Below are 24430 nucleotides of genomic sequence, written 5' to 3'. Positions count from 1 at the left end.
CAGGAGGCGATATGTACGGCCCGATCGGGATCGTAAGCACAGGGTCCTACCTCCCCGCCACAGTCGTGGGGAATGAGGAGATCGCCCGGGGCGCCGGGGTGACGGACGAATGGATCGTCCGCAAGACCGGAATCCGTCAGCGCCGACGGGCAGCCCCGGGGGAAGCCACCTCGGACCTGGCGGCCGAGGCGGCCCGGCGGGCGCTGGAGCAGGCCGGGCTGCGGCCGGCGGACCTGTCGTACATCGTGGTCGCCACCTCGACCCCGGACCAGCCGCAGCCCGCGACGGCCGGGATCGTCCAGAACCTGCTCGGCGCGCGGAACGCGGCGGGCTTCGACATCAACTCGGTGTGCAGCGGCTTCATTTACGCACTCACCGTCACCGAACGGCTGCTCCAGGGGGACAACCGGGGGTCATACGGCCTGGTCGTGGGGGCCGACATCTACTCCCGCATCCTCGACTACTCCGACCGCAAAACCGCCGCCCTCTTCGGCGACGGCGCAGGCGCCGCGGTCATCGGGCCGGTCGGCCAGGGGCAGGGAGTCATCAGGACCAGCCTGCTCACCCGGGGTGACCAGCACCACCTCATCGGCGTGACGGCGGGCGGCAGCCGCCTCCCCGCCTCCCCGGCGACTCTCGCCGAGGGCGACCACTACTTCCGGATGGAAGGGCGCGAGGTGCGTGGCTTTGTGCAGGAGCAATTGCCGACGGCCGTACGGGATCTGCTCGCCACCGAAGGGGTCACCGGCGACGCCGTCGACCACTTCGTCCCGCATCAGGCCAACGGGGTGATGCTCGCGGAGGTCTGGCCCGACCTGGGGCTCGGATCAGCCGCGCTGCATCTGACGCTGGAGCGGTACGGCAACACCGGCGCCGCCTCTGTCCCCGTCACCCTCGACGAGGCGCACCGGCAGGGCCGGCTGGCCGTCGGCGACCGCGTCCTGCTGGCCGCCTTCGGTGGTGGTATGTCCGTGGGGGCGTCCCTGATCGACTGGGCCCCCACCCGGCACGCACGGCACGGGACAGCGCAGTCCCTGGTCGGCCTCGTCCCGGCCCCCAGGAGCTCTGTTTGAGGGGCCGCCCGGTCCAACGCCCCCTGGCGCGGGACCGGGTGGCCCCACTCAGAAGGGAGAAGCCACTGTGTACGAGAGAGCACCCCGCGTGCCGGACGAGGAGGAGAGGGCGGCTGTCATCGCCGCACTCCTGGGAGCGACGCGGCACTGGATGGCCGCCGCGGATCCGGTTCAGGACGCCGCGGATCCGGTTCAGGCCGCCGCGGATCCGGTTCAGGCCGCCCGGTCCGCCGAGGTGAGCCAGCCCGCCGATTCGGCGACAGCGGCCGCCACTTCCTCGAAGCGTGCGGTCACGGGAGGCAACTCGCCCTCCGGAAAGACGATTTGAGTCACCAGATCGTCCACAGGGCCGGCCACCGGCGCCCAGCACAGCCAGTCGGCCAAGCCGTCCGCCATTCCCTCCCCCACCAGACCCACCATCTGCCCGTCGCGCAGCACCCGCTGCGTGGGGTCGAACGCGACCGACCGCTCGATCAGCCGGGGCGTCGCACCGGCGCGGCGGAACATCTCGACCACCTGGTCGTAGTGCGCGGGATTCGCGTCCCGCGCATGCACCACCACCGGGAACTCCGCGACGGCCGCGAGCTCCACAGTCTCGGGCGCGTCGGCCGTCAGCGGATGCCCGGCCGCGACGAGGACGCCTTGCCGCTCCCGGCGCACCGGGCGCAGCCGCACCCCCTCGACCGGCTCGGGCGTACGCGCGACGCCCGCGTCCACCTGCCCGTCGAGCACCGCGCGCGCGATGTCGGGCGTACGCACCGGCTCGGCGCTCACGTGTACGTCGGGGTGGCGGGCGCGCATGGCCTCGACGAGCTGCGGGACCGTGCCGTAGCCAGTGCTTGTGCTGTAGGCGAGCCGCAGCCGGCCCAGCTCACCGCGGCCCGCTCGCCGCGCGGCGTCCCAGACCTCGTCGAGCGCGGCGAGGGCGGCGGCTCCGCGCTCCTGGACCGCCCGTCCGGCGTCGGTCAGCCGCACCCTGCGCGTCGTGCGCTCCAGCAGCCGCACGCCGAGCTGGGCCTCCAGCTGACGGATCTGAGCGCTCAGAGCGGGCTGCGCGATGTGCAGCCGCTCGGCCGCCCGCGTGAAGTTGGATTCCTCGGCGACGGCCAGGAAGTAGCGGAGCAATCTCGCTTCAGGTGTCATCGCCACCAGCATAGGCATGCGGAAAACGCCGGAATCGGGATCCGCATCGGAATTGGGATCCGCATCGGCATCGGCATCGGATTCAGAAGCGTCGCCTATGAGTCGAGAGCACACCGGTCTTTCCCTCCGGCACTCCCGCGCTCCTAGCGTGAACGTCATGAATCCCACCCTTGGCCCCGCTGACCCCGTGACCATGCGCGCTTACGTCGGCACGCCCGAAGGCCCGGACCTCCGACACGTACCGGCGCCCAGCCCCGAGCCCGGAGAGGCGCTGGTGCGGGTCGGGGCCTTCTCCGTCAACCGCGGGGAGCTGGGCCTGTTCGCCCGGCGTGAGGAGGGGTGGCGCCCAGGCCAGGACCTCGCGGGAACCGTGGTCCGCGCCGCGGCCGACGGCAGTGGTCCGGCGGCCGGGACCCGCGTGGCGGCGATGGTCGACTTCGGCGGCTGGGCCGAGTACGTGGCGGTCCCCACCGACCGGATCGCGCCCCTGCCGGACACGGTGAAGGTGCCGCAGGCGGCGACCCTGGGCGTGGCCGGGCTGACGGCTCTGCGCGCGCTGCGCCGCGGCGGGGCGCTGCTGGGGCAGCGGGTGCTGATCACCGGGGCGAGCGGCGGCGTGGGATCGTTCGCGGTCCAGCTCGCGGCGGCCGCGGGTGCCGAGGTGACGGCACTGACCGGCAGTCACAGGTCGCTGGACGTGGCGGCGCTCGGGGCCCGGACGGTCATCGATGAACTCGGCAATCTGGAAGGGGAGTTCGACTTCATCTTCGAGTCCGTCGGCGGCGAGGTGCTGACGACCGCGCTCAAACTGCTCGCCCCGCTGGGGCACATCGTGCTGCTGGGCACGTCGTCGCGGCTGCCGGCCGCTCTGACGATCTCCTCCTTCGTCCCGCATGTCCGTCAGACGCTCCACCCGTTCTGGGTGTTCGGCTCCGGAGAGCCGGTCGGCGAGGATCTGTCCGTACTGCTGCGGCTGATGGCCGCCGGGCAGATGGATCCGGTCGTGGGCTGGACGGGCTCATGGGAGCGCCTCCCGGAAGCGATGGAGGCCCTCCGTGAGCGCCGCGTGGCCGGCAAGGCCGCGCTCACCGTCGACGAAGGTGCGTGACCGTGGCCCGGATCGTGGTCGCGGCATCGGGCTATCGCGGGTCCACCGGGCTGCTGGTCGCCGGCGCGGCCCGGGAGCGGGGCCATGACGTCGTCGAACTCACCGATCTCGGGGACGATTCCGCCGTCGGCCGGGCACTCGCCGGCGCGGACGCGATCGTCCTCATTCCCCGGCGCGGCAACGCCTGGCGCCATACGCACCAGGCCGTACGCAGCCTGATCGCCGCGGCCGCGCCCGCCGGCGTACCGCCGCATCTGGTGCTCCTCAGCTCCTTCGCCGTCGGCCACGGGCCGGCCCACCCCCTCAACCGGATCGACGACGCGCTGCTGCCGGGCCGGGTCGCCGCGGAGGAGGAGCTGCGCGCCGGTGGCCTGCCCTACACGATCGTGCGGCCCACCTGGTTCACCGACGATCCCCCCGGTTCACACGCGCTGACCTTCACCCAGCACCCCAGGCCGGACGGCATGGTGGCCCGCGCCGACATCGCCGCCACGCTGGTGGCCGCGGTAGAGATCCCCGCGGCCCGCTCCACCACCTTCGCCCTCTACAACGAGCCGGGGGAGCCCACCGCCGACTGGGCCGCTGCTTTCGCCCGCCTCCGTCCGGACATGGACGACCAGCCGGGCCCCGACCCCGAGGACCTCTCATGACATCGCTCCCCGAAGCCCAGCACGCCTGGGAGTCCACGTTCCGTACGGATCCCGAGGGCCGGCCCCTGGCACCACTGTTCCACCGGCTGCTGATGCTCGACGTCGTGGGTACGCCGACGCCGGACGACGCCGCCCGGCTGGAGGGTGCCCTGCGGACTCTCGAGGAGGAGTTCCCGTACGGCCCGGAGGGGCTGCTCACCGCTCTGGCCTGGGGGCCCGGCTGGTTCGAGCGGCACACTTCGCTGCGCCGCTCCCCGGTCGGGCGGCCGCTGCCCATGGCCCGTTGGGAGAATCCCGTCCTCGAAGAGATCGATGCCTGTCTTCATCTCGCAAGCGACGACGAGGAGTTGCTGGACGGCGTCAGCGGCCGGCTCTTCGGAGCGGGTCCTCTCGACCAGCGCACCCGGTTGCGGCTGCGCGAGGTACGGACCGGATTCGTGGGCCGGGGCCTGCCGGCCCGGCGGCTGCCCGCCGCGGGCCTGCCTCAGGGCGCGCCGCTGATGCTCGGCTTCCACTCGGGCCTGCGCGGCAACCAGGCCGACGAGGACAGCATCACCATCACCGAAGGGCCGCTCGCCGGTGGGACGACGATGCACGTGAGCTGTCTGACGCTCGACATCGACAGCTGGTACGAGCAGGACGCGGACACCCGCAGCGCCCATATGTTCTCCCCCGGCATCAGCGCCGAAGCCGCCGAGAAACTGGTGGACGACGCACGGAGTGACGCGGACGACCTGCCCGCCACGGCCGCGTCCCACGGGCTCGTCGGCCACGCCCAGGCCACCGGACGGGCCCGCCTGAACGGCCGCCCCCGCATCAACCGCAGGGACTTCGCCACCCTCGACCACGGCGCACCCGGCACACACTTCGTGTCCCTGCAGCGCACGATGGAGGACTTCCACGCGACCCGCGCGGTGATGAACGCGGCCGACGCACCGTCCCACCACCCCGCGGTCGGAGTCCGGCGCCGCAACGGCATCAACGGCTTCATCGAGGTCCGCAGCCGCGCGACCTTCGCCATTCCGCCGCGCGGCGCGCGGGCATTCCCCTATCTCTCGGCACCGGCCCCCGCCACGCCCTGAAGGGGACGCGCCGTCAGTCCAGCCAGTGCCGGCGGCCGAGGCTGATCAGCCGCAACTGACGGCGCGCCACCGAACTGACCTGCTCCTCGCCCTGCGGACCGGCCTCCAGGAACGTAGAGGCCGTCATGACCATGTGGTCCACATACACACCCGCGAGCATCTTCAGATCCGCCTCGCTCCACCCCGCCGCCTCCGGCTCCCGGCCGAACGCCGCCGCCACCTCGTCGGCGAACCGCCGCAGTTGTGCGCCTATGGCCTCCCGCACGGGCTGTACACCGCCGTGCCGCTCGCGGGCGATGAAGCGGACATGCGCGGGGGACGTACGGACCAGTTCCGCGATCAGCGCGACCGTCCGGTCGATGCGTACGTCGTCACCGCTCTCGGCGAGCGCCTCGCCGATCGTGGCGTGCAGGCTGCCGAGCGTCTCCTCGACCAGCGCTACGCCGAGATCCGCCGTGTCCCGGAAATGCCGGTAGAACGCGGTCGGAGCCACACCCACCGCCCGGGTCACCTCGCGCAGGCCGAGGCTGCTCAGACTCTGCTCCTCGAGGAGTTGCAGCGCGGCGTCCAGGAGGGCCTGACGGGTCTTCTGCTTCTGGGCCTGACGGATCCCCACGGTGTGACTGTGACTCATGCCATTCAGTAAACAACCGTTCTCCCAAGAAGGGAAGAGTAGACTCATCAGTCAGTGAACAGTCGTACTGACAAGTGTTCACCCAAAATTCCGAAGTCTGAGAGGAAGACGATGATCGGCCTCGTCGCAGCGCTCCTTCTGCTGGGGATCATGCTGGGCGCCGTGGTCCAACTCCCCTTCTCCGTATCCCTCGTGGCCTGCACCGTCATCGGCCTGTGGCTGCTCGTCTTCGCCGTGCGCGAGCGCCGCGCCAGCCGACACTGACCCGGAGAATCGCCATGCAACTCACTGCCATCGCACGAAACGCTCGCACCAAGAGCGGCACCGGTGACCCCGACGCCCGGCCCGAGGCGCGGCCCGATGTCCGGCGAGACGCCGACGGCATGGCCGTCGCCGCCTTCGTACTCGGTCTCGTCGGCCTGCTCGTGATGAACATCGTGCTCGGCCCGATCGCCGTCGTCCTCGCCGGCATCTCCCTCTGGCGCGGCACCGCGCGCCGCGGCCGCGCCCTCCTCGGACTCGCCCTCGGCATCGCCGACCTGGCCGTCCTCGCCGTGCCCGTCACCGCGAACGGAACCGTCGTCTGGGGCTTCGGGAGCTGACGCCCGGGGCAAGGGGAGCGGCCCCCGCACGGCCGTACACCCCTGCGCCGCGTCCGCGCCCCCGCCACGCCTCGTAGAATCGTGGCCACCATGGCTTACCTCGACCACGCTGCGACCACTCCCATGCTGCCGGAGGCCGTCGAGGCGATGAGCGCGCAGCTCACCGTCACCGGCAACGCCTCCGCGCTGCACGCCGCCGGGCGACGGGCCCGCCGCGCCGTCGAGGAGGCCCGCGAGACCCTCGCCGAGGCGCTCGGCGCGCGGCCCAGCGAGGTGGTCTTCACCTCCGGCGGCACCGAGGCCGACAACCTCGCGGTGAAGGGTTTGTACTGGCAGCGGCGCGACGCCGACCCGGCCAGGACCCGGGTGCTGGCCAGCCCGGTCGAGCACCACGCCGTCCTGGACGCCGTCGACTGGCTCGGCGAGCACGAGGGCGCGAACGTCGAGTATCTGCCGGTGGACGCGTACGGACGGGTGCACCCCGAGGCCCTGCGCGAAGCCATCGAGCGCAACCCCGACGATGTCGCGCTCGCCACCGTGATGTGGGCCAACAACGAGATCGGCACCGTCATGCCGGTCAAGGAACTGTCTGCCGTGGCAGGGGAGTTCGGTGTCCCGCTGCACGCCGACGCGGTCCAGGCCTTCGGACAGCTCGACGTCGACTTCGCCGCGTCGGGGCTGGCCGCCATGACCGTCTCCGGACACAAGATCGGCGGACCGTACGGCATCGGCGCGCTGCTGCTCGGCAGGGAGTACACCCCCGTCCCCGTCCTGCACGGCGGCGGTCAGGAGCGCCATGTCCGCTCCGGCACCCTCGACGCCCCCGCGATCGCCGCCTTCGCCGTGGCCGGCCGCATCGCCGCCGAGCGCCGCGAGGACTTCGCCCGCGACATCGGCGCACTGCGCGACGAACTCGTCCAGGCCGTGCTCAGGGCAGTCCCGGACGCGATCCTCGGCGGCGACCCGCAGGACCGCCTCCCCGCCAACGCGCACTTCACCTTCCCCGGCTGCGAAGGCGACTCCCTGCTTCTCCTCCTCGACGCCCAGGGCATCGAGTGCTCCACGGGCTCCGCCTGCACGGCCGGCGTCGCCCAGCCCAGCCATGTCCTGCTCGCCACCGGCACCGACCCGGACCTGGCCCGCGGCACTCTGCGCTTCAGCCTCGGCCACACCTCCACCAAGGCGGATGTCGAGGCGGTCGCCGAGGCCATCGGCCCCGCGGTGGAACGGGCCCGTACGGCAGGGCTCAGCTAGCCCGCCCCGCCGCCTTGGACCCCGCCGCCTCGCGCGCCGTCGGCAGCGCCTTGCGTACGAGCCCGAGGTAGCGGTTCCAGTCCCAGTGCGGCCCGGGATCGGTGTGGTCCGTCCCCGGCACCTCCACATGCCCGATGATGTGCTCACGGTCGGCAGGTATGTCGTACCGCACACATATCCCCGCCGTCAGCTGCGCCGAAGCCCGGTACATCGCGTCCGTGAAACCGGCCGGCCGGTCCACGAAACCCTCGTGCTCTATGCCGATGCTGCGTTCGTTGTACGAGCGGTTCCCCGCGTGGAACGCCACGTCCAGCTCGCGGATCATCTGCGCCACATGCCCGTCCTTGCGCACGACATAGTGCGTCGCCGCGCCGTGCCCCGGATCCTTGAAGACCCTCAGGGCCGTCGGATAGCTGCCCTGGACGACATGGATGATCACGCGGTCGATGCGGTAGTCGTCGGGCCGGTCCGCCAGCCGCCAGTTCGCCCGCGACGCCGCTGTCCACTCCGCGCCCAGATGGTCGAGCTCACCCTCCTTACGCGGCTTCGCCATCCCCGGCAGCTTCCACCAGGCACGCCGCAGCTCGTCCTGCGCCAGCGCGCCGACGCCGAGCACCGCGGCCCCTCCGCCGATCAGCACGGCCCGCCGACTGACGCCCCGCCCCTTGCCGCGCTTGCCGCCGCGCTTCGATTCGCTCCCCATGCGATGCCCAACGCATACTCGCGAGCTTTCGGTTCCCGGAGCCCCTTACCCTGGTAGAGCTATGACTCCTCAGACTCCCCAGCGCCCCCTTCGAGTACTCGCCGCGATGTCCGGCGGAGTGGACTCCGCCGTCGCCGCCGCACGCGCCGCCGAGGCCGGGCACGACGTCACCGGTGTGCACCTGGCCCTGTCCGCGAACCCGCAGTCGTTCCGTACGGGCGCGCGCGGCTGTTGCACCATCGAGGACTCGCGCGACGCCCGCCGCGCCGCGGACGTCATCGGCATCCCCTTCTACGTCTGGGATCTCGCCGAGCGTTTCCGCGAGGACGTGGTCGAGGACTTCATCGCGGAGTACGAGGCCGGCCGCACCCCCAACCCCTGCCTGCGCTGCAACGAGAAGATCAAGTTCGCGGCGCTGCTGGACAAGGCGCTGGCCCTCGGCTTCGACGCCGTGTGCACCGGCCACTACGCCACGGTCGTGATGGGTGAGGACGGCAGCCGCGAGCTGCACCGCGCCAGCGACATGGCAAAGGACCAGTCGTACGTCCTCGGAGTGCTCGACGAGCGCCAGCTCGCGCACGCGATGTTCCCGCTCGGCGACACCCTCACCACCAAGGGGGAGATCCGGGCGGAGGCCGAGCGCAGGGGACTCGCGGTCGCCAAGAAGCCCGACAGCCACGACATCTGCTTCATCGCCGACGGCGACACCCAGGGCTTCCTTGCCTCGCGCCTGGGCGCGGCGGAGGGCGACATCGTCGACGAGTCGGGGTCGAAGCTGGGCACGCACGACGGAGCCTTCGGCTTCACCATCGGCCAGCGCAAGGGCCTGCGCATCGGCCACCCCGCCGCCGACGGCAAGCCGCGCTATGTCCTGGACATCTCGCCGGTGAACAACACGGTGACGGTCGGCCCGGTCGAGGCACTGGACGTCACGGCCCTGACCGCGATCAAGCCCCGCTGGTGCGGGACGGCTCCGGCGGGCCCGGGGACGTACACCGCGCAGCTGCGCGCCCATGGCGGCGAGACGCCGGTGACCGCCGGGCTGGTCGGCGACGAGCTCCAGGTCTCCTTCGCCGAGCCGGTGCGGGGAGTGGCACCCGGCCAGGCGATCGTGCTGTACGACGGTACGCGTGTGGTCGGCTCGGCGACGATTGCGACGACCGAGCGGGCGGCAGCGTCCGTCGCCTGAACCTGAGCGCGGAGGGCTAGCCGACGAAGATCGCGGAGGGTTAGCCGGCGAAGAACTCCGTGAGCACCGGGGCCAGCACCTGCGGCGCCACCTCGTGCGTCTGGCCGGTCAGCGTGCGGTGCCGGCCGCGCGGCAGGGCGTGGGCCACCGCGCGCGCCGCCTCTCGCAGCCAGGCCGGGCTCGCGCCGCCGTCGACGACCATCACGCGGGTGTGGAGCGCGCGCAGCCGGTCGACGGGTACCAGGCCGGTGCCCATGATCTCGTGGTCGTAGGCGAGGGTGTGTGCCACCGCCTCCAGCTCGGCCCACATCGGGGTCTGCCGCATTCCCTCGATGGCCTCGGGCGGCGCCCCGATCTCGGTCAGGAAGAGCGCGAGGGCATCGCCGCGCCGCCCCTGCGCCACCAGGTCGCGCAGCCGGCCGACGTGCGCGGCAGGCTCCTGTCTGGCCGTCGGGTTCGTCTCGAACGGCGGCTCGTAGACCGAGAGTTGGGTGATCGGCAGCCCGGCGGCCGCCGCCCTCAGCACCAGCTCGGCGCCCGAGGACATACCGTGCACAGAGGCGCTGCCGCCCGCCTGGGCGATGACGGCAGCGAGATCCTCGATCTCTCGGTCCACGGCGCGGTGTCACCGCTCGCACCCCGGCCGCGCCGGTCGTAGGTGAACACGCTGAAGTGCGGAGCGAGTACTGCGGCCAGCGGCGCGTCGGTCGCCGCCGTGCACAGGGCCCCGCCGACCAGAACGACCGGCGGGCCCTCGCCCCGCTGTTCGTACGCGATGAGCGTGCCGTCAGCCGACTCCGTCTTGCTCAGCGTCCTGCTCATGTTGTCCATATGAGCACTGACCGGCGTACGGCGCAGAACTCATCGCCCGGCCGCAGATTTCTCTGGATCCGCTGGTCAGTCCTGGACGACCTCGGTGTCGTAGAAGCACAGATACCCCTTGATCCGGGCCACCTCGTCCTTGGGTTCCGGGTACGCCCACACCAGATCGGGTGCGCCCGGCAGCGACCAGTAGTCGGCGTCACCCTTGAACGGGCAGTGGGTGTGGGTGTCCGAGCGGGTGAGCAGTTCGGTGCGTACGTCCTCCGGGGGGAGGTAGTAGCGGACCGGCAGGCCCGTCTCGTGCAGCAGCAAGGGCCGCCGGCTCTCGGCGAGGAGCTGCCCGTCGCGCACTACCCGTACATGGTCCGTGCCCTGCTCGATGGTGATCGTGTGTCCTTTGGCCATACCCGTGACAGCACCGTCCGGGCCGTACTTCTTCCCACGTACCGCGACCTCCTGGATATCAGCCGCTCCGCCGCGGGCGGCGGCGTGCGGTAGTGCGAGCATGTCCCGTATGGCTACACATCTGATCACCGGAGCAGGCTCCGGCATCGGCACGGCCGTCGCGCGCCGGCTGTACGAGCGCGGCGACGAGCTCATCCTGCTGGCCCGCGACGCCGGCCGTGCCAAGGAGCTCGCCGCCGAGTACGAGGGCGCCCGCACGCTCGTCGCCGACCTGGCCGATCCGGACCGCATCTCCAGGTCGCTCGGCATGCAGCCGATGCCGGACCGACTGGACTCCCTGCTGCACATCGCGGGCGTCGTCGACCTCGGCCCGATCGTCGAGCTCAGGCCCAAGACCTGGCACCAGCAGCTCAACGCCAACCTGGTCTCGCCCGCCGAGCTGACCCGGCTGTTCCTGCCCCAACTCCGGGCCGCTCAGGGGCATGTGCTGTTCGTCAACTCGGGCGCGGGCCTCCACGCCCATGCTCAGTGGGGTGCTTACGCCGCCTCCAAGCACGGGCTGAAGGCGCTCGCCGACTCGCTGCGCGAGGAGGAGCACGGCAACGGCGTACGCGTGACATCGGTCTACCCGGGCCGCACCGCCAGCCCCATGCAGGTCAAGGTGCACTCCCAGGAGGGCAAGGAGTACGACGCGTCCCGCTGGATCGCCCCGGAGTCGGTCGCGACGACGATCCTGACTGCGCTGGATCTGCCACGGGACGCGGAGATCAACGACCTGACGGTGCGGCCGGGACGATGAACGCATTCCCATGGGGTCCCGCCACCGGCGTCGGGTCCATGCCCGGCGGTGACGCGCACGAGGCCGCGAAGACCGTCGCCGGGTCCTTCGAGGACTTCCCGTATCTGTCCGAGCTGCCCGCCCGCGGGCCGGGCGCCGACATGATCGGCCGGACCATCGGGCTGCTCGTCGAGATGTACGCGCATGTCGAGCCCAGCGGCTGGCGGATCAGCGATCGGCCGGGGCGCGAAACCCGCCGCGCCCGCTCCTGGCTCGGCGAGGACCTCGACGCGCTGGAGGAGTTCACCCAGGGTTACGAGGGCCCACTGAAGGTGCAGGCCGTGGGGCCGTGGACGCTCGCCGCCGCGCTGGAACTGCGGGGCGGCGAGGCCGCGCTGGGCGATCCCGGCGCCGTCCGGGACCTCGCGGGCTCGCTCGCGGAAGGACTGCGGGCGCATCTGGCGCAGGTACGCCGCCGGGTGCCCGGCGCCCGCCTGGTGCTGCAGCTCGACGAGCCGTCGCTCACCGCCGTACTGCGTGGACAGATCAGGACCGCCAGCGGGTATCGCACCCACAGGGCGGTGGACCGCCAGGTCGTCGAGAGCACGCTGCGGGATGTGATCGGGGTGAGCGAGGAGCCCGTCACCGTCCACTCCTGCGCGCCGGACGTGCCGTTCGCGCTGCTGCGCCGGGCCGGGGTCGCGGGCGTCTCGTTCGATTTCGGTCTGCTCACCGAGCGTGATGAGGAACAGATCGGCGAGGCGGTCGAGGGCGGTACGCAGCTGTTCGCGGGCGTCGTGCCGTCCACGGACGCTCCATTGTCAGACCCTGCCGGTAGCGTCATGGGTGTCAGGACGCTGTGGCGCAGGCTGGGGCTGAATCCGGGGACTCTCACCGAGTCCGTGGTGATCACCCCGTCGTGCGGGCTCGCGGGTGCGTCACCCGCGTATGCACGCGCGGCGCTCGCCCACTGCGTCCGGGCCGCGAGATCGCTCGCGGACAACCCTGAGTAACGGGCTGAAGTAACAGGCTGAAGTAAACGGGAGGACGAGACGGTGGCTGTCGAACAGCAAGGGCAGGTGCCCGCCGAGGCACGGGAGAAGCACGCCCGGCTGGCCGAGCAGGTCGAGGAGCACCGCTTCCGGTACTACGTGAAGGACCAGCCGGTCATCAGCGACGGCGATTTCGACAAGCTCTTGCGCTCGCTGGAGGCGCTGGAGGAGGAGTATCCCGAGCTGCGTACGCCCGACTCGCCGACCCAGAAGGTCGCCGGTCAGTACGAGACGGAGTTCACCGCGGTCGAGCACCGCGAGCGGATGCTCTCCCTCGACAACGCCTTCGACGACGAGGAGCTGGCCGCCTGGGCGGAGCGTGTCGCGCGCGAGGTCAACACCTCCGATTACCACCTCCTGTGCGAGCTGAAGGTCGACGGCCTCGCGGTCAACCTCACATACGAGAAGGGCCGGCTGACGCGGGCGGCGACCCGCGGCGACGGCCGCGTCGGCGAGGACATCACCCCCAATGTCCGGACTATCGCGGACATCCCGGACAGGCTCCAGGGTGACCGCATCCCGGATCTCGTCGAGATCCGCGGCGAGGTCTACTTCCCGATGGAGAAGTTCGAGGAGCTCAACGCCCGCTTGGTTCAGGCGGGTGACAAGCCCTTCGCCAACCCGCGCAACGCGGCGGCGGGTTCGCTGCGCCAGAAGGACCCGAAGGTCACGGCGACCCGTCCGCTGCGCATGGTGGTGCACGGCATCGGCGCCCGCCAGGGCTTCGACATCGACCGCCTGTCGCAGGCGTACGGCCTGCTGCGCGAATGGGGCCTGCCCACGGCGCAGCACAACAAGGTGGTCGACTCCCTCGAAGGCGTACGGGAGTTCATCGCGTACTTCGGCGAGCACCGGCACTCCGTGGAGCACGAGATCGACGGCGTGGTCGTCAAGCTCGACGAGATCCCGCTCCAGGGGCGGCTCGGCTCCACCTCGCGGGCGCCGCGCTGGGCGATCGCCTGGAAGTACGCGCCGGAGGAGGTCAACACCAAGCTGGTCAACATCAGGGTGGGCGTCGGCCGCACCGGCCGCGTCACGCCGTACGCCCAGGTCGAGCCGGTCACGGTCGCGGGCTCCGAGGTCGAGTTCGCCACGCTCCACAACCAGGACGTGGTCAAGGCCAAGGGCGTGCTCATCGGCGACACGGTGGTGCTGCGCAAGGCGGGCGACGTCATTCCGGAGATCCTCGGTCCGGTCGCGGATCTGCGGGACGGCAGCGAGCGGGAGTTCGTGATGCCGGCCGAGTGCCCCGAGTGCGGCACGGCGCTGCGTCCCATGAAGGAGGGCGACGTCGACCTGCGCTGCCCCAACGCCCGCTCCTGCCCCGCCCAGTTGCGTGAACGTCTCTTCTATCTCGCCGGACGCAAGTCGCTGGACATCGAGAACTTCGGCTATGTGGCCGCGGCCGCGCTCACCAAGCCGCTGGAGCCGCCCACACCGCCGCTGACCGACGAGGGCGACCTCTTCAGCCTCACCATCGAGCAGCTGCTGCCGATCAAGGCGTACGTCCTGGACCAGGACAGCGGACTGCCCAAGCGCGACCCGAAGACGGGCGAGGAGAAGGTCGTCACGGTCTTCGCCAACCAGCTCGGCGAGCCGAAGAAGAACGCCCTGGCGATGCTGGAGAACATCGCGGCGGCCAAGGAGCGCCCGCTGGCCCGGATCATCACGGGTCTGTCCATCCGTCATGTCGGCCCGGTGGCGGCCGAGGCGCTGGCCCGGGAGTTCCGGTCGATCGAGCGGATCGAGCAGGCCACCGAGGAGGAGCTGGCGGCCGTCGAGGGCGTCGGGCCGACCATCGCCGCCTCGCTCAAGCAGTGGTTCGAGGAGGACTGGCACCGCGAGATCCTGCGCAAGTGGCGGGCGGCGGGCGTCCGCATGGAGGAAGAGGGCGGGGGAGAGGACGAGGGGCCGCGTCCGCTGGAAGGACTCACCGTCGTCGTCACCGGCACCCTGCAGAACTACACCAGGGATGGCGCAAAAGAAGCCCTCCAGAGCCTCGGCGCGAAAGTGGCCGGTTCTGTTTCGAAGAAAACGGCCTTCGTGGTGGTCGGCGACAACCCCGGTTCCAAGTACGACAAGGCGATGCAGCTGAAGGTGCCGGTCTTGGACGAGGAGGGCTTCGCCGTACTGCTCGAACAGGGCCCTGACGCGGCCCGTGAGGCCGCTGTGCCTGCAGAGGTGTAACGGAGGGGGCGTGCGCGGGGCTTGGAGGGGGCTCGTACGGGAGCCCGGAGGGGGCGCACGGGGCGGGAATCAGACGCCGGAATCCGGGTCCGAACGACCGGTACAGGTCACCCGTTCAGCGCATACCAGACGGATAAGGGTGGCCAGGTCGCATTCGGGCAAGAGCTGTAGAGCGCTGCCCCTCCGAGCCTCCTGCGGCCTACTGTTGAGATGTGCGCCTGTCGTGCACGGCTGCGTGGTGGATTTCAGTCGTGGTGGCATGACAACGGGAGCCATCGCGAGGCATCGGCACCGCCGGCTGTGAGAGGGACGGGAATGAAACCGACCGAGAGCGCCGCCCCGGTCTCACGGCCGGGTGGAATCGCGGCCCTTGCGGGCACGACGCCGGGGCTGCCCGTCGCCGTCGTCGTTTGCGCCGCGGCCCTGCTCACCACCGGCATCGTCAGGGCGGTGCAGGACGGCAACGCACTCTTCCCCAACTCCACGGTGGGCTGGTCGCTTGCCGTCCTCACCGGGATCATCGTGGGCCATCTGGTCGCGCTCGGCCGCGACCGCTGGTGGGGCGGCACCGGATCGGGCGCCGCCCTCACGCTCGCCGCCCTGCTGCTCTTCGGCTGGGTGCCGGCCGGACTTGTCAGCCTCGCCGTGGTCGCCCTGGTCGGCGCGGCCCGCAGGCACCGCTGGCGCCAGGGCCTGCTGCACGGCTCCGTGGACATCCTCGGCATCGCCGCGGCGGCGCTCGTCCTCGCTGTGTTCGGGGTGCAGCCGAGCGTCGAGCAGCCCTGGTCGCCACTCGACTGGGGTATCGCGGCCGCCCCCGAAGTGATGCTCGCGGCCACGGCCTATCTAGCGGTCACCCGGCTGCTGCTGTGGTATGTGCTGGCCCCGCAGGGCGGCGGCCTGCCCACCGTGGCCCGTACGGCCCTGCTGAGGCAGGGTCTTGTCGCGGTCGCCCTGCTCGGCATCGCCCCGCTGATCTGTGTCGTCGCGGTCGCGCTGCCACTGCTGCTGCCGCTGTTCGCCGTACCGCTGATCGCTCTGGACTCCACGCTCTGGATCGCCCGGGCCAGGGCCGAGGAGCAGCTTCGCGATCCGCTGACCGGGCTGCCCAACCGGCAGTGGCTGCTGGAGCGGACCTGGGCCGCCCTGGAGGACGCCGAGGGCAACGGTGCCCGTTCGGCTCTCGTACTGATCGATCTCGACCGGTTCCGTTCCGTCAATGACACGCTCGGCCATCTCGCGGGCGACCGGCTGCTCCTGCAGATAGCCGACCGGCTGCGGCTCGCCCTGCCGCGCGGCGCCGAGGCGGCCAGGCTCGGCGGCGACGAATTCGCCGTACTGCTCCCCACCGCCGACTCCACCACCAGCGCCCAGCGCGTCGCCCGCAATCTGGTGGCCGAGCTGTCGTCGCCCCTCGACCTGGACGGCCTGACCCTCGTCCTGGAGGCGAGCGCCGGCGTCGCCGTCTTCCCCGAGCACGCGCACGACGCGGAGGGCCTGCTGCGGCGCGCGGACGTGGCCATGTACCAGGCGAAGCGGGACCGCACGGGCGTGGAGGTGTACGAGTCCAAGCGGGACAGCAACACCCCCGACCGGCTCGGCCTGCTGGGCGATCTGCGCCGGGCCCTGGACGCCGGCGACGTGGAGCTCCACTACCAGCCCAAGGTCCGCTTCGACGGCCATGTCGCGGGCCTGGAAGCCCTGGTCCGCTGGGTCCACCCGGAGCGTGGCAGGGTCTCCCCGGACGAGTTCATCGCCATCGCCGAGTCCTCGGGCCTGATGCCGTATCTGACGGAGTACGTGCTCGATACGGCCCTCGCCCAGGTCGCGAAGTGGCGCGCGCAGGGGCTGAACGTGCCGGTCGCCGTCAATGTCTCGCCGCGCGATGTGCACACCCCCGGCTTCGCCGGATCCGTCGCCGCGCGCCTCGCCCGGCACGGCGTCCCGCCGGGCGCCCTCCAGCTGGAGATCACGGAACACGTCCTCCTCGAGGACCCGCAGCGCGCCGCCGACACCCTCGCCGGGCTGACCGAACACGGCGTCAAGATGTCCCTGGACGACTTCGGCACCGGCTACTCCTCCCTCGTACATCTGCGACGCCTCCCCGTCAGCGAGCTCAAGATCGACCGCTCGTTCGTCGCCCGGCTCGCCGTCGACAACGAGGACGCGGAGATCGTCCGCTGCACCGTGGACCTGGCTCACTCGCTGGGCCTGCTGGTGGTCGCCGAGGGCGTCGAGGACGACGAGACCTGGGAGCGGCTGCGCGACCTGGGCTGCGACGCCGTACAGGGCTGGCTGGTCGCGGCCGCGATGCCGCCGCAGGAGACCACCGCATGGCTGCGGGCCAGGGGCGAGCGCGGCTGGCACCGCCCGGCCGAGCTGCCCGCGGCCACCCCGACGGACGCGGACGAGCCGTCGGGCCAGGTCGTCCCCTGACGTACCGGCTTGTTCGCGCGGCCCGCGACCGGCCGTGCGGGACCCGGTCCGGATAACCGTTTCGTGGGTTGTGGCCCGCGCCCCATAGGATTGGGCCAAACCACACACACTCACCCCTGAGGATCGCTGCATGCCTGGCATTACGCGCGAGGAGGTCGCCCACCTCGCCCGGCTGGCGCGTCTGGAGCTGAAGGACGAAGAGCTCGTGCACTTCGCCGGACAGCTCGACGACATCATCGGCGCGGTCGCCCGCGTCTCCGAGGTCGCCGACCAAGACGTACCCCCGACCTCCCACCCGCTGCCGCTGACCAATGTCATGCGCCCGGACGAGGTCCGTCCGTCGCTCACCCCCGAGCAGGCGCTCTCCGGCGCCCCGGCCCAGGAGCAGCAGCGTTTCAAGGTGCCGCAGATCCTGGGGGAGGACTAATCACCGTGACGGACATCATCAAGCTCACCGCGGCCGAGATCGCCGCGAAGATCGCCGCCGGCGAGCTCACGGCCGTCGAGGTCACCGAGGCTCACCTGGCCCGGATCGACGCCGTCGACGAGAAGGTGCACGCCTTCCTGCACATCGACCGTGAGGGCGCACTGGCGCAGGCCCGCGCGGTGGACGCAAAGCGCGAGGCGGGCGAGAAGCTCGGTCCGCTGGCCGGCGTTCCGCTCGCGCTGAAGGACATCTTCACCACCGAGGGCATCCCGACCACGGTCGGCTCGAAGATCCTCGAGGGCTGGATCCCGCCGTACGACGCGACGGTGACCAAGAAACTCAAGGCCGCCGACGTCGTCATCCTCGGCAAGACCAACATGGACGAGTTCGCCATGGGGTCCTCGACCGAGAACAGCGCGTACGGCCCGACGGGCAACCCGTGGGACCTGACCCGTATCCCCGGCGGCTCCGGCGGCGGCTCCTCCGCCGCCCTCGCCTCGTACGAAGCCCCGCTCGCCATCGGCACGGACACCGGCGGCTCCATCCGTCAGCCCGCCGCCGTCACCGGCACGGTCGGCGTGAAGCCCACCTACGGCGGCGTCTCCCGCTTCGGCATGGTGGCGTTCTCGTCCTCCCTCGACCAGGGCGGTCCCTGCGCCCGCACAGTCCTGGACGCGGCGCTGCTGCACGAGGTCATCGCCGGCCACGACCCGCTCGACTCGACGTCCATCGACGCCCCGGTCCCGCCGGTCGTCGAGGCCGCGCGCAGCGGCTCGGTCGCCGGAATGCGCGTCGGTGTCGTCAAGCAGTTCTCGGGCGAGGGCTACCAGGCCGGTGTCGTCCAGCGCTTCAACGAGTCGGTGGAGCTGCTGCGGTCGCTCGGCGCGACGATCGTCGAGCTGGACTGCCCGTCCTTCGACCTCGCGCTCTCCGCGTACTACCTGATCGCGCCGTCCGAGTGCTCGTCCAACCTGGCCCGCTTCGACGCCATGCGCTACGGCCTGCGGGTCGGCGACGACGGCACGAGGTCCGCCGAGGAAGTCACCGCGCTGACCCGCGAGGCCGGCTTCGGCGACGAGGTCAAGCGCCGCATCATGCTCGGCACGTACGCGCTCAGCTCCGGCTACTACGACGCGTACTACGGCTCCGCGCAGAAGGTCCGTACGCTCATCACCCGGGACTTCGAGAAGGCCTTCGAGCAGGTCGACGTGATCGTCTCGCCGACCACGCCGACCACCGCCTTCCCGATCGGCGAGCGCGTCGACGACCCGATGGCGATGTACCTCGCGGACCTGTGCACCATCCCGACCAACCTGGCCGGCAACGCCGCGATGTCGCTGCCCTGCGGCCTCGCGCCGGAGGACGGACTGCCGGTCGGTCTGCAGATCATCGCCCCCGCCATGAAGGACGACCGGCTGTACAAGGTCGGCGCCGCCGTCGAGGCCGCCTTCGTGGAAAAGTGGGGCCACCCGCTGCTCGAGGAGGCACCGTCGCTGTGAGCACACTTGCCAAGGCCAAGGGCTTCAAGAAGTCCAAGACCGGTACGTACCTGTCCATCGGCACCACCGCGTTCGGCGCGCTGAGCGTGATCAAGCAGGCCAAGAAGGCCCGCGCTGAGAACGACACGCTCCGGCTGATCGATGCCGCCGTATCCGCTGCCGCCATCGTCACCGGCCTGGCCCTGCTCTACCGCGAGCTGAAGCGCCTGGGCGACGACGACGTCCTGCTGGGCTGAGAGGGAAAGTTTCACCGTGACCGTCACTGAACTGGTGTCGTACGAGGACGCTCTCGCGGCGTACGACCCCGTCATGGGCCTCGAGGTCCATGTCGAACTCGGCACCAAGACCAAGATGTTCTGCGGCTGTTCGACCGAGCTGGGCGCCGTGCCCAACTCGCAGACCTGCCCCACCTGTCTCGGCATGCCCGGCTCGCTCCCCGTCGTCAACATGATCGGCGTCGAGTCGGCCGTCAAGATCGGCCTCGCGCTCAACTGCGAGATCGCCGAGTGGTGCCGCTTCGCCCGGAAGAACTACTTCTATCCGGACATGCCGAAGAACTTCCAGACCTCGCAGTACGACGAGCCGATCGCCTTCAACGGCTATCTGGACGTCCAGCTGGAGGACGGCGAGGTCTTCCGCGTGGAGATCGAGCGCGCCCATATGGAGGAGGACACCGGCAAGTCGACGCACGTCGGCGGCGCCACCGGCCGTATCCATGGCGCGTCCCACTCGCTGCTGGACTACAACCGCGCCGGCATCCCGCTGATCGAGATCGTCACCAAGCCGATCGAGGGCGCGGGCGAGCGTGCGCCGGAGGTCGCCAAGGCGTACGTCGCGGAGCTGCGCGAGCTCATCAAGGCGCTCGGCGTCTCCGAGGCGCGCATGGAGCAGGGCCAGATGCGGTGCGACGTGAACCTGTCGCTGCGCCCGCACGGCGTCGAGAAGTTCGGCACGCGCTCCGAGACGAAGAACGTCAACTCGCTGCGCAGCGTCGAGCGTGCGGCCCGGTTCGAGATCCAGCGGCACGCCGCGGTGCTCTCGTCCGGCGGCACGATCATCCAGGAGACCCGTCACTTCCACGAGGAGGACGGCTCCACGACGTCCGGCCGGGTGAAGGAAGAGGCCGAGGACTACCGGTACTTCCCGGAGCCCGACCTGGTGCCGATCGCGCCGCCGCGCGAGTGGGTCGAGGAGCTTCGGGCGACCCTGCCCGAGCTGCCGAGGGTCCGCCGCAACCGGCTGCGCGAGGAGTGGGGCGTCTCCGAGCACGACATGCAGTCGATCCTCAACGCGGGGGCGGTCGACCTGATCGCCGCCACGATCGAGGCGGGCGCGGATGCGGCTTCCGCGCGCAAGTGGTGGATGGGTGAGCTGGCCCGCCGCTCCAACGAGGACGGCGTCGAGCTCGCCTCGCTCCCGATCACGCCGGCCCAGGTGGCCCGGGTGGCCGAGCTGGTCGCTGCCGGCGACCTCAACGACAAGCTGGCCCGCCAGGTCATCGAGGGCGTGCTCGCGGGCGAGGGCGACCCGGACACCGTCGTCGAGAAGCGCGGCCTGAAGGTCGTCTCGGACGAGGGCGCGCTCGGCGCGGCCGTCGACGAGGCGATCGCGGGCAACGCGGCGATCGCCGACAAGATCCGCGGCGGCAAGGTCGCGGCGGTCGGCGCGCTGGTGGGCGCGGTCATGAAGACCACCCGCGGCCAGGCGGACGCGGCACGCGTGAAGGAACTGATCCTGGAGAAGCTCGGCGTCGAGGCCTGACGACGAGCATCGGCAGAGGGAGTGGCGGCCCGCACCGACTGGTGCGGGCCGCCACTTCGTGCTCGGCGGGCGGCTGCGTGCTCGGCGCGCGGCGGCTGCGGGGTCCGGGTCACGCGGCAGGCCGAGGCCCGGCCGCGGGGCGCGGCAGGGCCGCGGCCGCAGTAGGCCGCGGGTCGACCCGGGCGCCGCGCGTTGCCCTGGCCTCCGTGCGGCGCAACCAGGGCGTGCGTCAGTGGCGTATGCCCAAACCCGGCAGCCACAGTTCGCCGCGGTCCTTGCAGCTGGCGTCCCTCGCTCGCAGTTCCTCCGGCTCCTTCGTGCCACGTGCCCGCAGTTCCGTGACGGCCAGGCGGGCCACCGCCGCCACCTCCCCGCGCTCCGGGTCCGGGAAGTCCGTCTGCCACCAGCCCCGGTCCCGGGACTTCCAGCCGCGCGAGTGCATCAACCGCGCCCGCTCGGGGCTGTCCTCGCCGTCGCGGTCGTCGACCGAGACATGCAGCCCGTCCTCCAGCCCGTACGAGATGAGCAGCTGCCGTCCGCGGTCCGCGCCGCTGGTCACGCTGAAGCTCGCCCAGTCGTCGCCGACCTGCACCGGAAGCTGCTCCACCCACGCCGTGAGCAGCAACTCGAGCGCGCTCTCGAAGTGTTCGAGGCAGGAGGCCTGCCGGCCGCCGGGCCGCTCGGTCGGGCGCTCGCCGGGGCCGCTGCGGTCCAACTGCCACGTGTACGGCAGGAAGTCGAAGTCGTGGGGCTCGTCCGCCGACCAGGCGCCGCCCCACTCGAAGGTGCGCCGTTCCTCCTGCTCAAGGGTGTCCGTGTCGTGGACCGACAGCTGCGCCCGACTGCGGTTGCCGGCGAGCAGCACCAGCCTTCCGCCGTCCCGCCAGCGGACGTTGGGGCCTTCCGCCGAGCCGCCGTAGAGCGTCGGCTCGCCGATCCTGGCCACTATCGCGTCGTACACCACGCGGAAGGCCTCCCGCCGGTCCCGGAGCGAGGCGCCCGGGTTGTACGCCAGCACCTGGACCGGGTCCCGGTCGAGGAACCCGCCGGGCGCGTCATGGAGCGTCAGGGCGAACTCCGCGGCATCGCCGGGTGTCAGGATCGGCAGGTTGGTCCCCGTGTATTCCATGTAACCCATCGTGCCAGCCGCCAACGACAACACCCGCCGCACGTTTGGGGATTCACCGCTCAGATTCCGCCGAAATCGCCTGTGTTCACAGGCCTGGCACCGGCGCGACATCCTCGAGGGCGGCCCCGAGCCTGCCGGTGGCCTTCAGGACGCGCCGCGATCGCAGCGCGGCGGCATGCCGTCGTGGTGGCGGTGGGACGGCTGAGCCGTCCGCCCGCGTAACCCGGCCCGTAAACCCGCCCGCGCAGCCCGGTCCCCTCCCAAGCCGCTTGGACTCTTCTCACGGGCACTTGGACGTTCACCGCCGCGCCGTCCATGGGACTTCCCCAAGTCATCCGGCCTCATTACGTTCCGGGCGGTAGCACCGGAATCGGGAGGATCACTTGACCACGGACATGTCACGGCGGCGTCTGTTCGCACTCGGCGGAGGCGCCATCGGCGCGGCGGCGGCCGGGTCGCTGCTCCCGCCCTCCCTTCAGGCGGCGCTGGCCGCCGAGCCGCCGTCGGGCGGGCTGCGGGCGGTCAAGCACGTGGTGATCCTCATGCAGGAGAACCGGTCCTTCGACCACTACTTCGGCACCCTGCGCGGCGTTCGCGGCTTCGGCGACCGCAACGCCGTCGAACTCCCCTCCGGGAAGCCCGTCTTCGAGCAGCCCGGCCCGCTGCGCACCGTGCTGCCCTTCCCTGTGCGCGACGCCGCCGAGACGCAGAAGAAGGACCTCCAGTACATCGGCGACCTCGACCACTCCTGGGGCGGCGGCGCCAAGGCCTGGCGTGACGGCTGGATGGACGGCTGGATCTCCGCGAAGACCGCAGCGACCATGGCGTACTACGACCGCCGCGACATACCCCTGCACTACGAACTTGCGGACACCTTCACCATCTGCGACGCGTACCACTCCTCGATCCATACGTCGACGAGCCCCAACCGCAACCATCTGTGGAGCGGCTGGACCGGCTTCGAGGCCGACGGCAGCCGCGCTGTCACCAACGCCGCGTACGCCGAGGGCACCCACCCCGGCTACTCCTGGCCCACGTACGCCGAGCGGCTCGAGAAGGCCGGCCGCAGCTGGAAGACGTACCAGGAGTGGGAGAACTTCACCGACAACAACATCGAGTTCTTCACCAGCTTCAAGAAGATCGCGCGCAAGGCGCTGGCCGAGGCCGGCGACTTCACCTTCATGGAGGCCTTCTACGCGAAGGTGCGCGACACCCAGGACACCGCCGAGCGCGCACGGCTGCTCGCGGCGCTCGAGGAGGGCGTGGCGACGCTGACCACGAGCGAGCGGTCGCTCTTCGAGCGCGGGCTCCGGCGCGGCGAGACCGGCTCCCTCGCGGACCAGTTCCGCGCGGACGTGGCGGCCGGCACGCTCCCCGAGGTGTCGTACCTGGTGCCCTCCGCGATCGACTCCGAACACCCCGGGTCCTCCTCGCCGATCGCGTCGGCCACCCTCGTCTACAAGGTGCTGGACGCCCTCGGCTCCCACCCCGACGTCTGGCGGCACACCGTCGTCCTGATCAACTACGACGAGAACGACGGCTTCTTCGACCACGTACCGCCGCCGGTCCCGCCCGCCGACAACACCGAGGAGCGCTGGCAGGGCAAGCCCACCGGCCTCGGCATCCGCGTCCCGCTGCTCGTCGTCTCACCCTGGTCGGTCGGCGGCTACGTCTGCTCCGAGGTGTTCGACCACACCTCGGTGGTCCGGCTGCTGGAGAAGTGGACAGGCATCGAGGAGCCCAACATCACCAGCTGGCGGCGCGCTGTCACCGGCGATCTGACCTCCGCCTTCGACTTCCGGCGCGGCAGGCCGCAGCCCGATGTGGAGCAGCCCGGCGCGATCCCGCCGTTCACGGGACGCTGGCGGCCCGTGCCGCCACTGCAGCAGCACATGCCCGTGCAGGAGGAGGGGACCCGGCCCGCGCGGCCGCTGCCGTACCAGCCCGACGCGTACGGCAAGGTCACGGGCGACGCCTTCACCGTGGCGCTCAGCAACAGCGGGTGCGCGAGCGCCCACTTCGCGCTCTATCCGTACGCCGGTGAGTTCCCTGTCCCACAGCACAAGGACGTAAGGGGCAAGGCGCAATGGGCGGTACCCCTTACCGGCGACGCCTACCGCTTCACGATCACCGGGCCGAACGGCTTCCGGCGCGAGTTCGCGGGCGGCGTCGAGGGCACCGCGCAGGTCTCTTCGTCCATTGACCACCACGACCGCGACCTGCACCTCACCCTGCGCAACGGCGGCAGCAAGCCGGTCACCTTCACCATCCGTCCGCTGGCCTACGTCGACGAGGCCGACCTCGACGACTGGACCCGCACCGTCACGGTCAAGGCGGGCCGCAGCCGCACCGTCGTGCACTCGGCGGCCGACGCGCACGGCTGGTACGACATCGAGGTGACCGCCGACCGGGACACCGGCTTCCGCCGCCGCCTGATGGGCCACATCGAGAACGGGCGGGCGAGCGTCTCCGGTTGAGAGTTGAGAGCTGAGAGCT

Annotated in this window: 22 protein-coding genes and 1 pseudogene; 17 read left to right on the top strand and 6 right to left on the bottom strand. The window is 71.2% G+C overall.

Annotated elements, in window-relative coordinates; all coding sequences use genetic code 11:
• Positions 1 to 11 precede the first annotated feature (11 nt).
• A complete protein-coding gene (locus tag ACZ3H8_RS31350; RefSeq protein WP_467407577.1) occupies positions 12 to 1073 on the top strand; it encodes a 3-oxoacyl-ACP synthase III family protein in 1062 nt (353 codons plus the stop codon).
• Positions 1074 to 1286: 213 nt separating this feature from the next.
• Here the strand turns inward: ACZ3H8_RS31350 and ACZ3H8_RS31345 are convergent, their stop codons facing one another.
• Positions 1287 to 2216 (bottom strand): LysR family transcriptional regulator, encoded by a 930-nt coding sequence (locus ACZ3H8_RS31345; protein WP_467407576.1) that lies wholly within the window; start codon positions 2214 to 2216, stop codon positions 1287 to 1289.
• 157 nt (positions 2217 to 2373) lie between these two features.
• On the opposite strand from ACZ3H8_RS31345, the gene ACZ3H8_RS31340 reads away from it, so the two are divergent.
• From ACZ3H8_RS31340 to ACZ3H8_RS31330, 3 genes are read left to right on the top strand one after another with little or no spacing between them, the layout of a single operon-like run.
• Positions 2374 to 3324, top strand: coding sequence for a zinc-binding dehydrogenase (locus ACZ3H8_RS31340; RefSeq protein WP_467407574.1), 951 nt, complete (start codon positions 2374 to 2376; stop codon positions 3322 to 3324).
• Positions 3325 to 3326: 2 nt separating this feature from the next.
• Complete coding sequence (locus tag ACZ3H8_RS31335) at positions 3327 to 3974, top strand: NAD(P)H-binding protein (protein ID WP_467407573.1); 648 nt, start codon at positions 3327 to 3329, stop codon at positions 3972 to 3974.
• A complete protein-coding gene (locus tag ACZ3H8_RS31330; RefSeq protein ID WP_467407571.1) occupies positions 3971 to 5056 on the top strand; it encodes a DUF7405 family protein in 1086 nt (361 codons plus the stop codon). Before ACZ3H8_RS31335 ends, ACZ3H8_RS31330 begins: the two co-directional genes overlap by 4 nt.
• Positions 5057 to 5069: 13 nt before the next feature.
• Here ACZ3H8_RS31330 and ACZ3H8_RS31325 read toward each other — a convergent pair whose 3' ends face one another.
• The gene (locus ACZ3H8_RS31325) at positions 5070 to 5690 is read right to left on the bottom strand and encodes a TetR family transcriptional regulator (RefSeq protein WP_467407570.1); all 621 of its coding nucleotides are present in this window, start codon (positions 5688 to 5690) and stop codon (positions 5070 to 5072) included.
• Positions 5691 to 5801: 111 nt separating this feature from the next.
• On the opposite strand from ACZ3H8_RS31325, the gene ACZ3H8_RS31320 reads away from it, so the two are divergent.
• The 3 genes from ACZ3H8_RS31320 to ACZ3H8_RS31310 all read left to right on the top strand — a co-directional run bounded on the left by ACZ3H8_RS31320 (position 5802) and on the right by ACZ3H8_RS31310 (position 7546).
• Positions 5802 to 5954 (top strand): hypothetical protein, encoded by a 153-nt coding sequence (locus ACZ3H8_RS31320; protein WP_467407569.1) that lies wholly within the window; start codon positions 5802 to 5804, stop codon positions 5952 to 5954.
• A 14-nt stretch (positions 5955 to 5968) separates the two neighbouring features.
• The gene (locus tag ACZ3H8_RS31315; protein WP_467407567.1) at positions 5969 to 6292 is read left to right on the top strand and encodes a DUF4190 domain-containing protein; all 324 of its coding nucleotides are present in this window, start codon (positions 5969 to 5971) and stop codon (positions 6290 to 6292) included.
• Positions 6293 to 6382: 90 nt separating this feature from the next.
• A complete protein-coding gene (locus ACZ3H8_RS31310) occupies positions 6383 to 7546 on the top strand; it encodes a cysteine desulfurase family protein (RefSeq protein WP_467407566.1) in 1164 nt (387 codons plus the stop codon).
• Here the strand turns inward: ACZ3H8_RS31310 and ACZ3H8_RS31305 are convergent.
• Positions 7539 to 8249, bottom strand: a complete 711-nt coding sequence (locus ACZ3H8_RS31305) for an N-acetylmuramoyl-L-alanine amidase (protein ID WP_467407564.1) — start codon at positions 8247 to 8249, stop codon at positions 7539 to 7541. The genes ACZ3H8_RS31310 and ACZ3H8_RS31305 overlap by 8 nt on opposite strands.
• A gap of 61 nt (positions 8250 to 8310) precedes the next feature.
• On the opposite strand from ACZ3H8_RS31305, the gene mnmA reads away from it, so the two are divergent.
• Positions 8311 to 9438, top strand: a complete 1128-nt coding sequence (gene mnmA / locus ACZ3H8_RS31300) for a tRNA 2-thiouridine(34) synthase MnmA (RefSeq protein ID WP_467407562.1) — start codon at positions 8311 to 8313, stop codon at positions 9436 to 9438.
• Between the two features lie 40 nt (positions 9439 to 9478).
• On the opposite strand, the pseudogene ACZ3H8_RS31295 reads toward mnmA, so the two are convergent.
• A pseudogene (locus ACZ3H8_RS31295) lies at positions 9479 to 10269 on the bottom strand (alpha/beta fold hydrolase).
• A gap of 66 nt (positions 10270 to 10335) precedes the next feature.
• The gene (locus ACZ3H8_RS31290; RefSeq protein WP_467407653.1) at positions 10336 to 10665 is read right to left on the bottom strand and encodes a DUF427 domain-containing protein; all 330 of its coding nucleotides are present in this window, start codon (positions 10663 to 10665) and stop codon (positions 10336 to 10338) included.
• 109 nt (positions 10666 to 10774) lie between these two features.
• On the opposite strand from ACZ3H8_RS31290, the gene ACZ3H8_RS31285 reads away from it, so the two are divergent.
• The 8 genes from ACZ3H8_RS31285 to gatB all read left to right on the top strand — a co-directional run bounded on the left by ACZ3H8_RS31285 (position 10775) and on the right by gatB (position 20805).
• On the top strand, positions 10775 to 11464 hold the full coding sequence (locus ACZ3H8_RS31285) for an SDR family oxidoreductase (RefSeq protein ID WP_467407561.1): 690 nt from the start codon (positions 10775 to 10777) through the stop codon (positions 11462 to 11464).
• Positions 11461 to 12456 carry a methionine synthase gene (locus tag ACZ3H8_RS31280; protein ID WP_467407559.1) on the top strand — a complete coding sequence of 332 codons (996 nt, stop codon included), beginning with the start codon at positions 11461 to 11463 and terminating at the stop codon, positions 12454 to 12456. The genes ACZ3H8_RS31285 and ACZ3H8_RS31280 overlap by 4 nt, the downstream gene beginning before the upstream one ends.
• A 42-nt stretch (positions 12457 to 12498) precedes the next feature.
• A complete protein-coding gene (ligA, locus tag ACZ3H8_RS31275) occupies positions 12499 to 14682 on the top strand; it encodes an NAD-dependent DNA ligase LigA (protein WP_467407558.1) in 2184 nt (727 codons plus the stop codon).
• A 315-nt stretch (positions 14683 to 14997) separates the two neighbouring features.
• Positions 14998 to 17118, top strand: coding sequence for a putative bifunctional diguanylate cyclase/phosphodiesterase (locus tag ACZ3H8_RS31270; protein WP_467407557.1), 2121 nt, complete (start codon positions 14998 to 15000; stop codon positions 17116 to 17118).
• A gap of 130 nt (positions 17119 to 17248) precedes the next feature.
• Positions 17249 to 17545: an Asp-tRNA(Asn)/Glu-tRNA(Gln) amidotransferase subunit GatC gene (gatC, locus tag ACZ3H8_RS31265; RefSeq protein WP_356228241.1), complete on the top strand. Its 297-nt coding sequence runs from the start codon at positions 17249 to 17251 to the stop codon at positions 17543 to 17545.
• A 5-nt stretch (positions 17546 to 17550) separates the two neighbouring features.
• Positions 17551 to 19044, top strand: a complete 1494-nt coding sequence (gatA, locus tag ACZ3H8_RS31260; RefSeq protein ID WP_467407555.1) for an Asp-tRNA(Asn)/Glu-tRNA(Gln) amidotransferase subunit GatA — start codon at positions 17551 to 17553, stop codon at positions 19042 to 19044.
• Positions 19041 to 19280, top strand: coding sequence for a hypothetical protein (locus ACZ3H8_RS31255; RefSeq protein ID WP_467407554.1), 240 nt, complete (start codon positions 19041 to 19043; stop codon positions 19278 to 19280). The genes gatA and ACZ3H8_RS31255 overlap by 4 nt, the downstream gene beginning before the upstream one ends.
• A gap of 16 nt (positions 19281 to 19296) precedes the next feature.
• Entirely contained in the window at positions 19297 to 20805 is a 1509-nt protein-coding gene (gatB, locus tag ACZ3H8_RS31250; RefSeq protein WP_467407552.1) for an Asp-tRNA(Asn)/Glu-tRNA(Gln) amidotransferase subunit GatB, read from the top strand.
• Positions 20806 to 21034: 229 nt separating this feature from the next.
• Here gatB and ACZ3H8_RS31245 read toward each other — a convergent pair whose 3' ends face one another.
• The gene (locus ACZ3H8_RS31245; protein ID WP_467407551.1) at positions 21035 to 21943 is read right to left on the bottom strand and encodes a hypothetical protein; all 909 of its coding nucleotides are present in this window, start codon (positions 21941 to 21943) and stop codon (positions 21035 to 21037) included.
• A gap of 374 nt (positions 21944 to 22317) precedes the next feature.
• Between ACZ3H8_RS31245 and ACZ3H8_RS31240 the strand changes: the two genes are divergently transcribed.
• Entirely contained in the window at positions 22318 to 24411 is a 2094-nt protein-coding gene (locus ACZ3H8_RS31240; RefSeq protein ID WP_467407549.1) for a phosphocholine-specific phospholipase C, read from the top strand.
• Positions 24412 to 24430 lie beyond the last annotated feature (19 nt).

Source organism: Streptomyces sp. NPDC002868 (genome assembly GCF_055563295.1).
The sequence above is the reverse complement of the archived record's forward strand: the minus strand, read 5'-3'. Positions and strand labels throughout refer to the sequence as shown.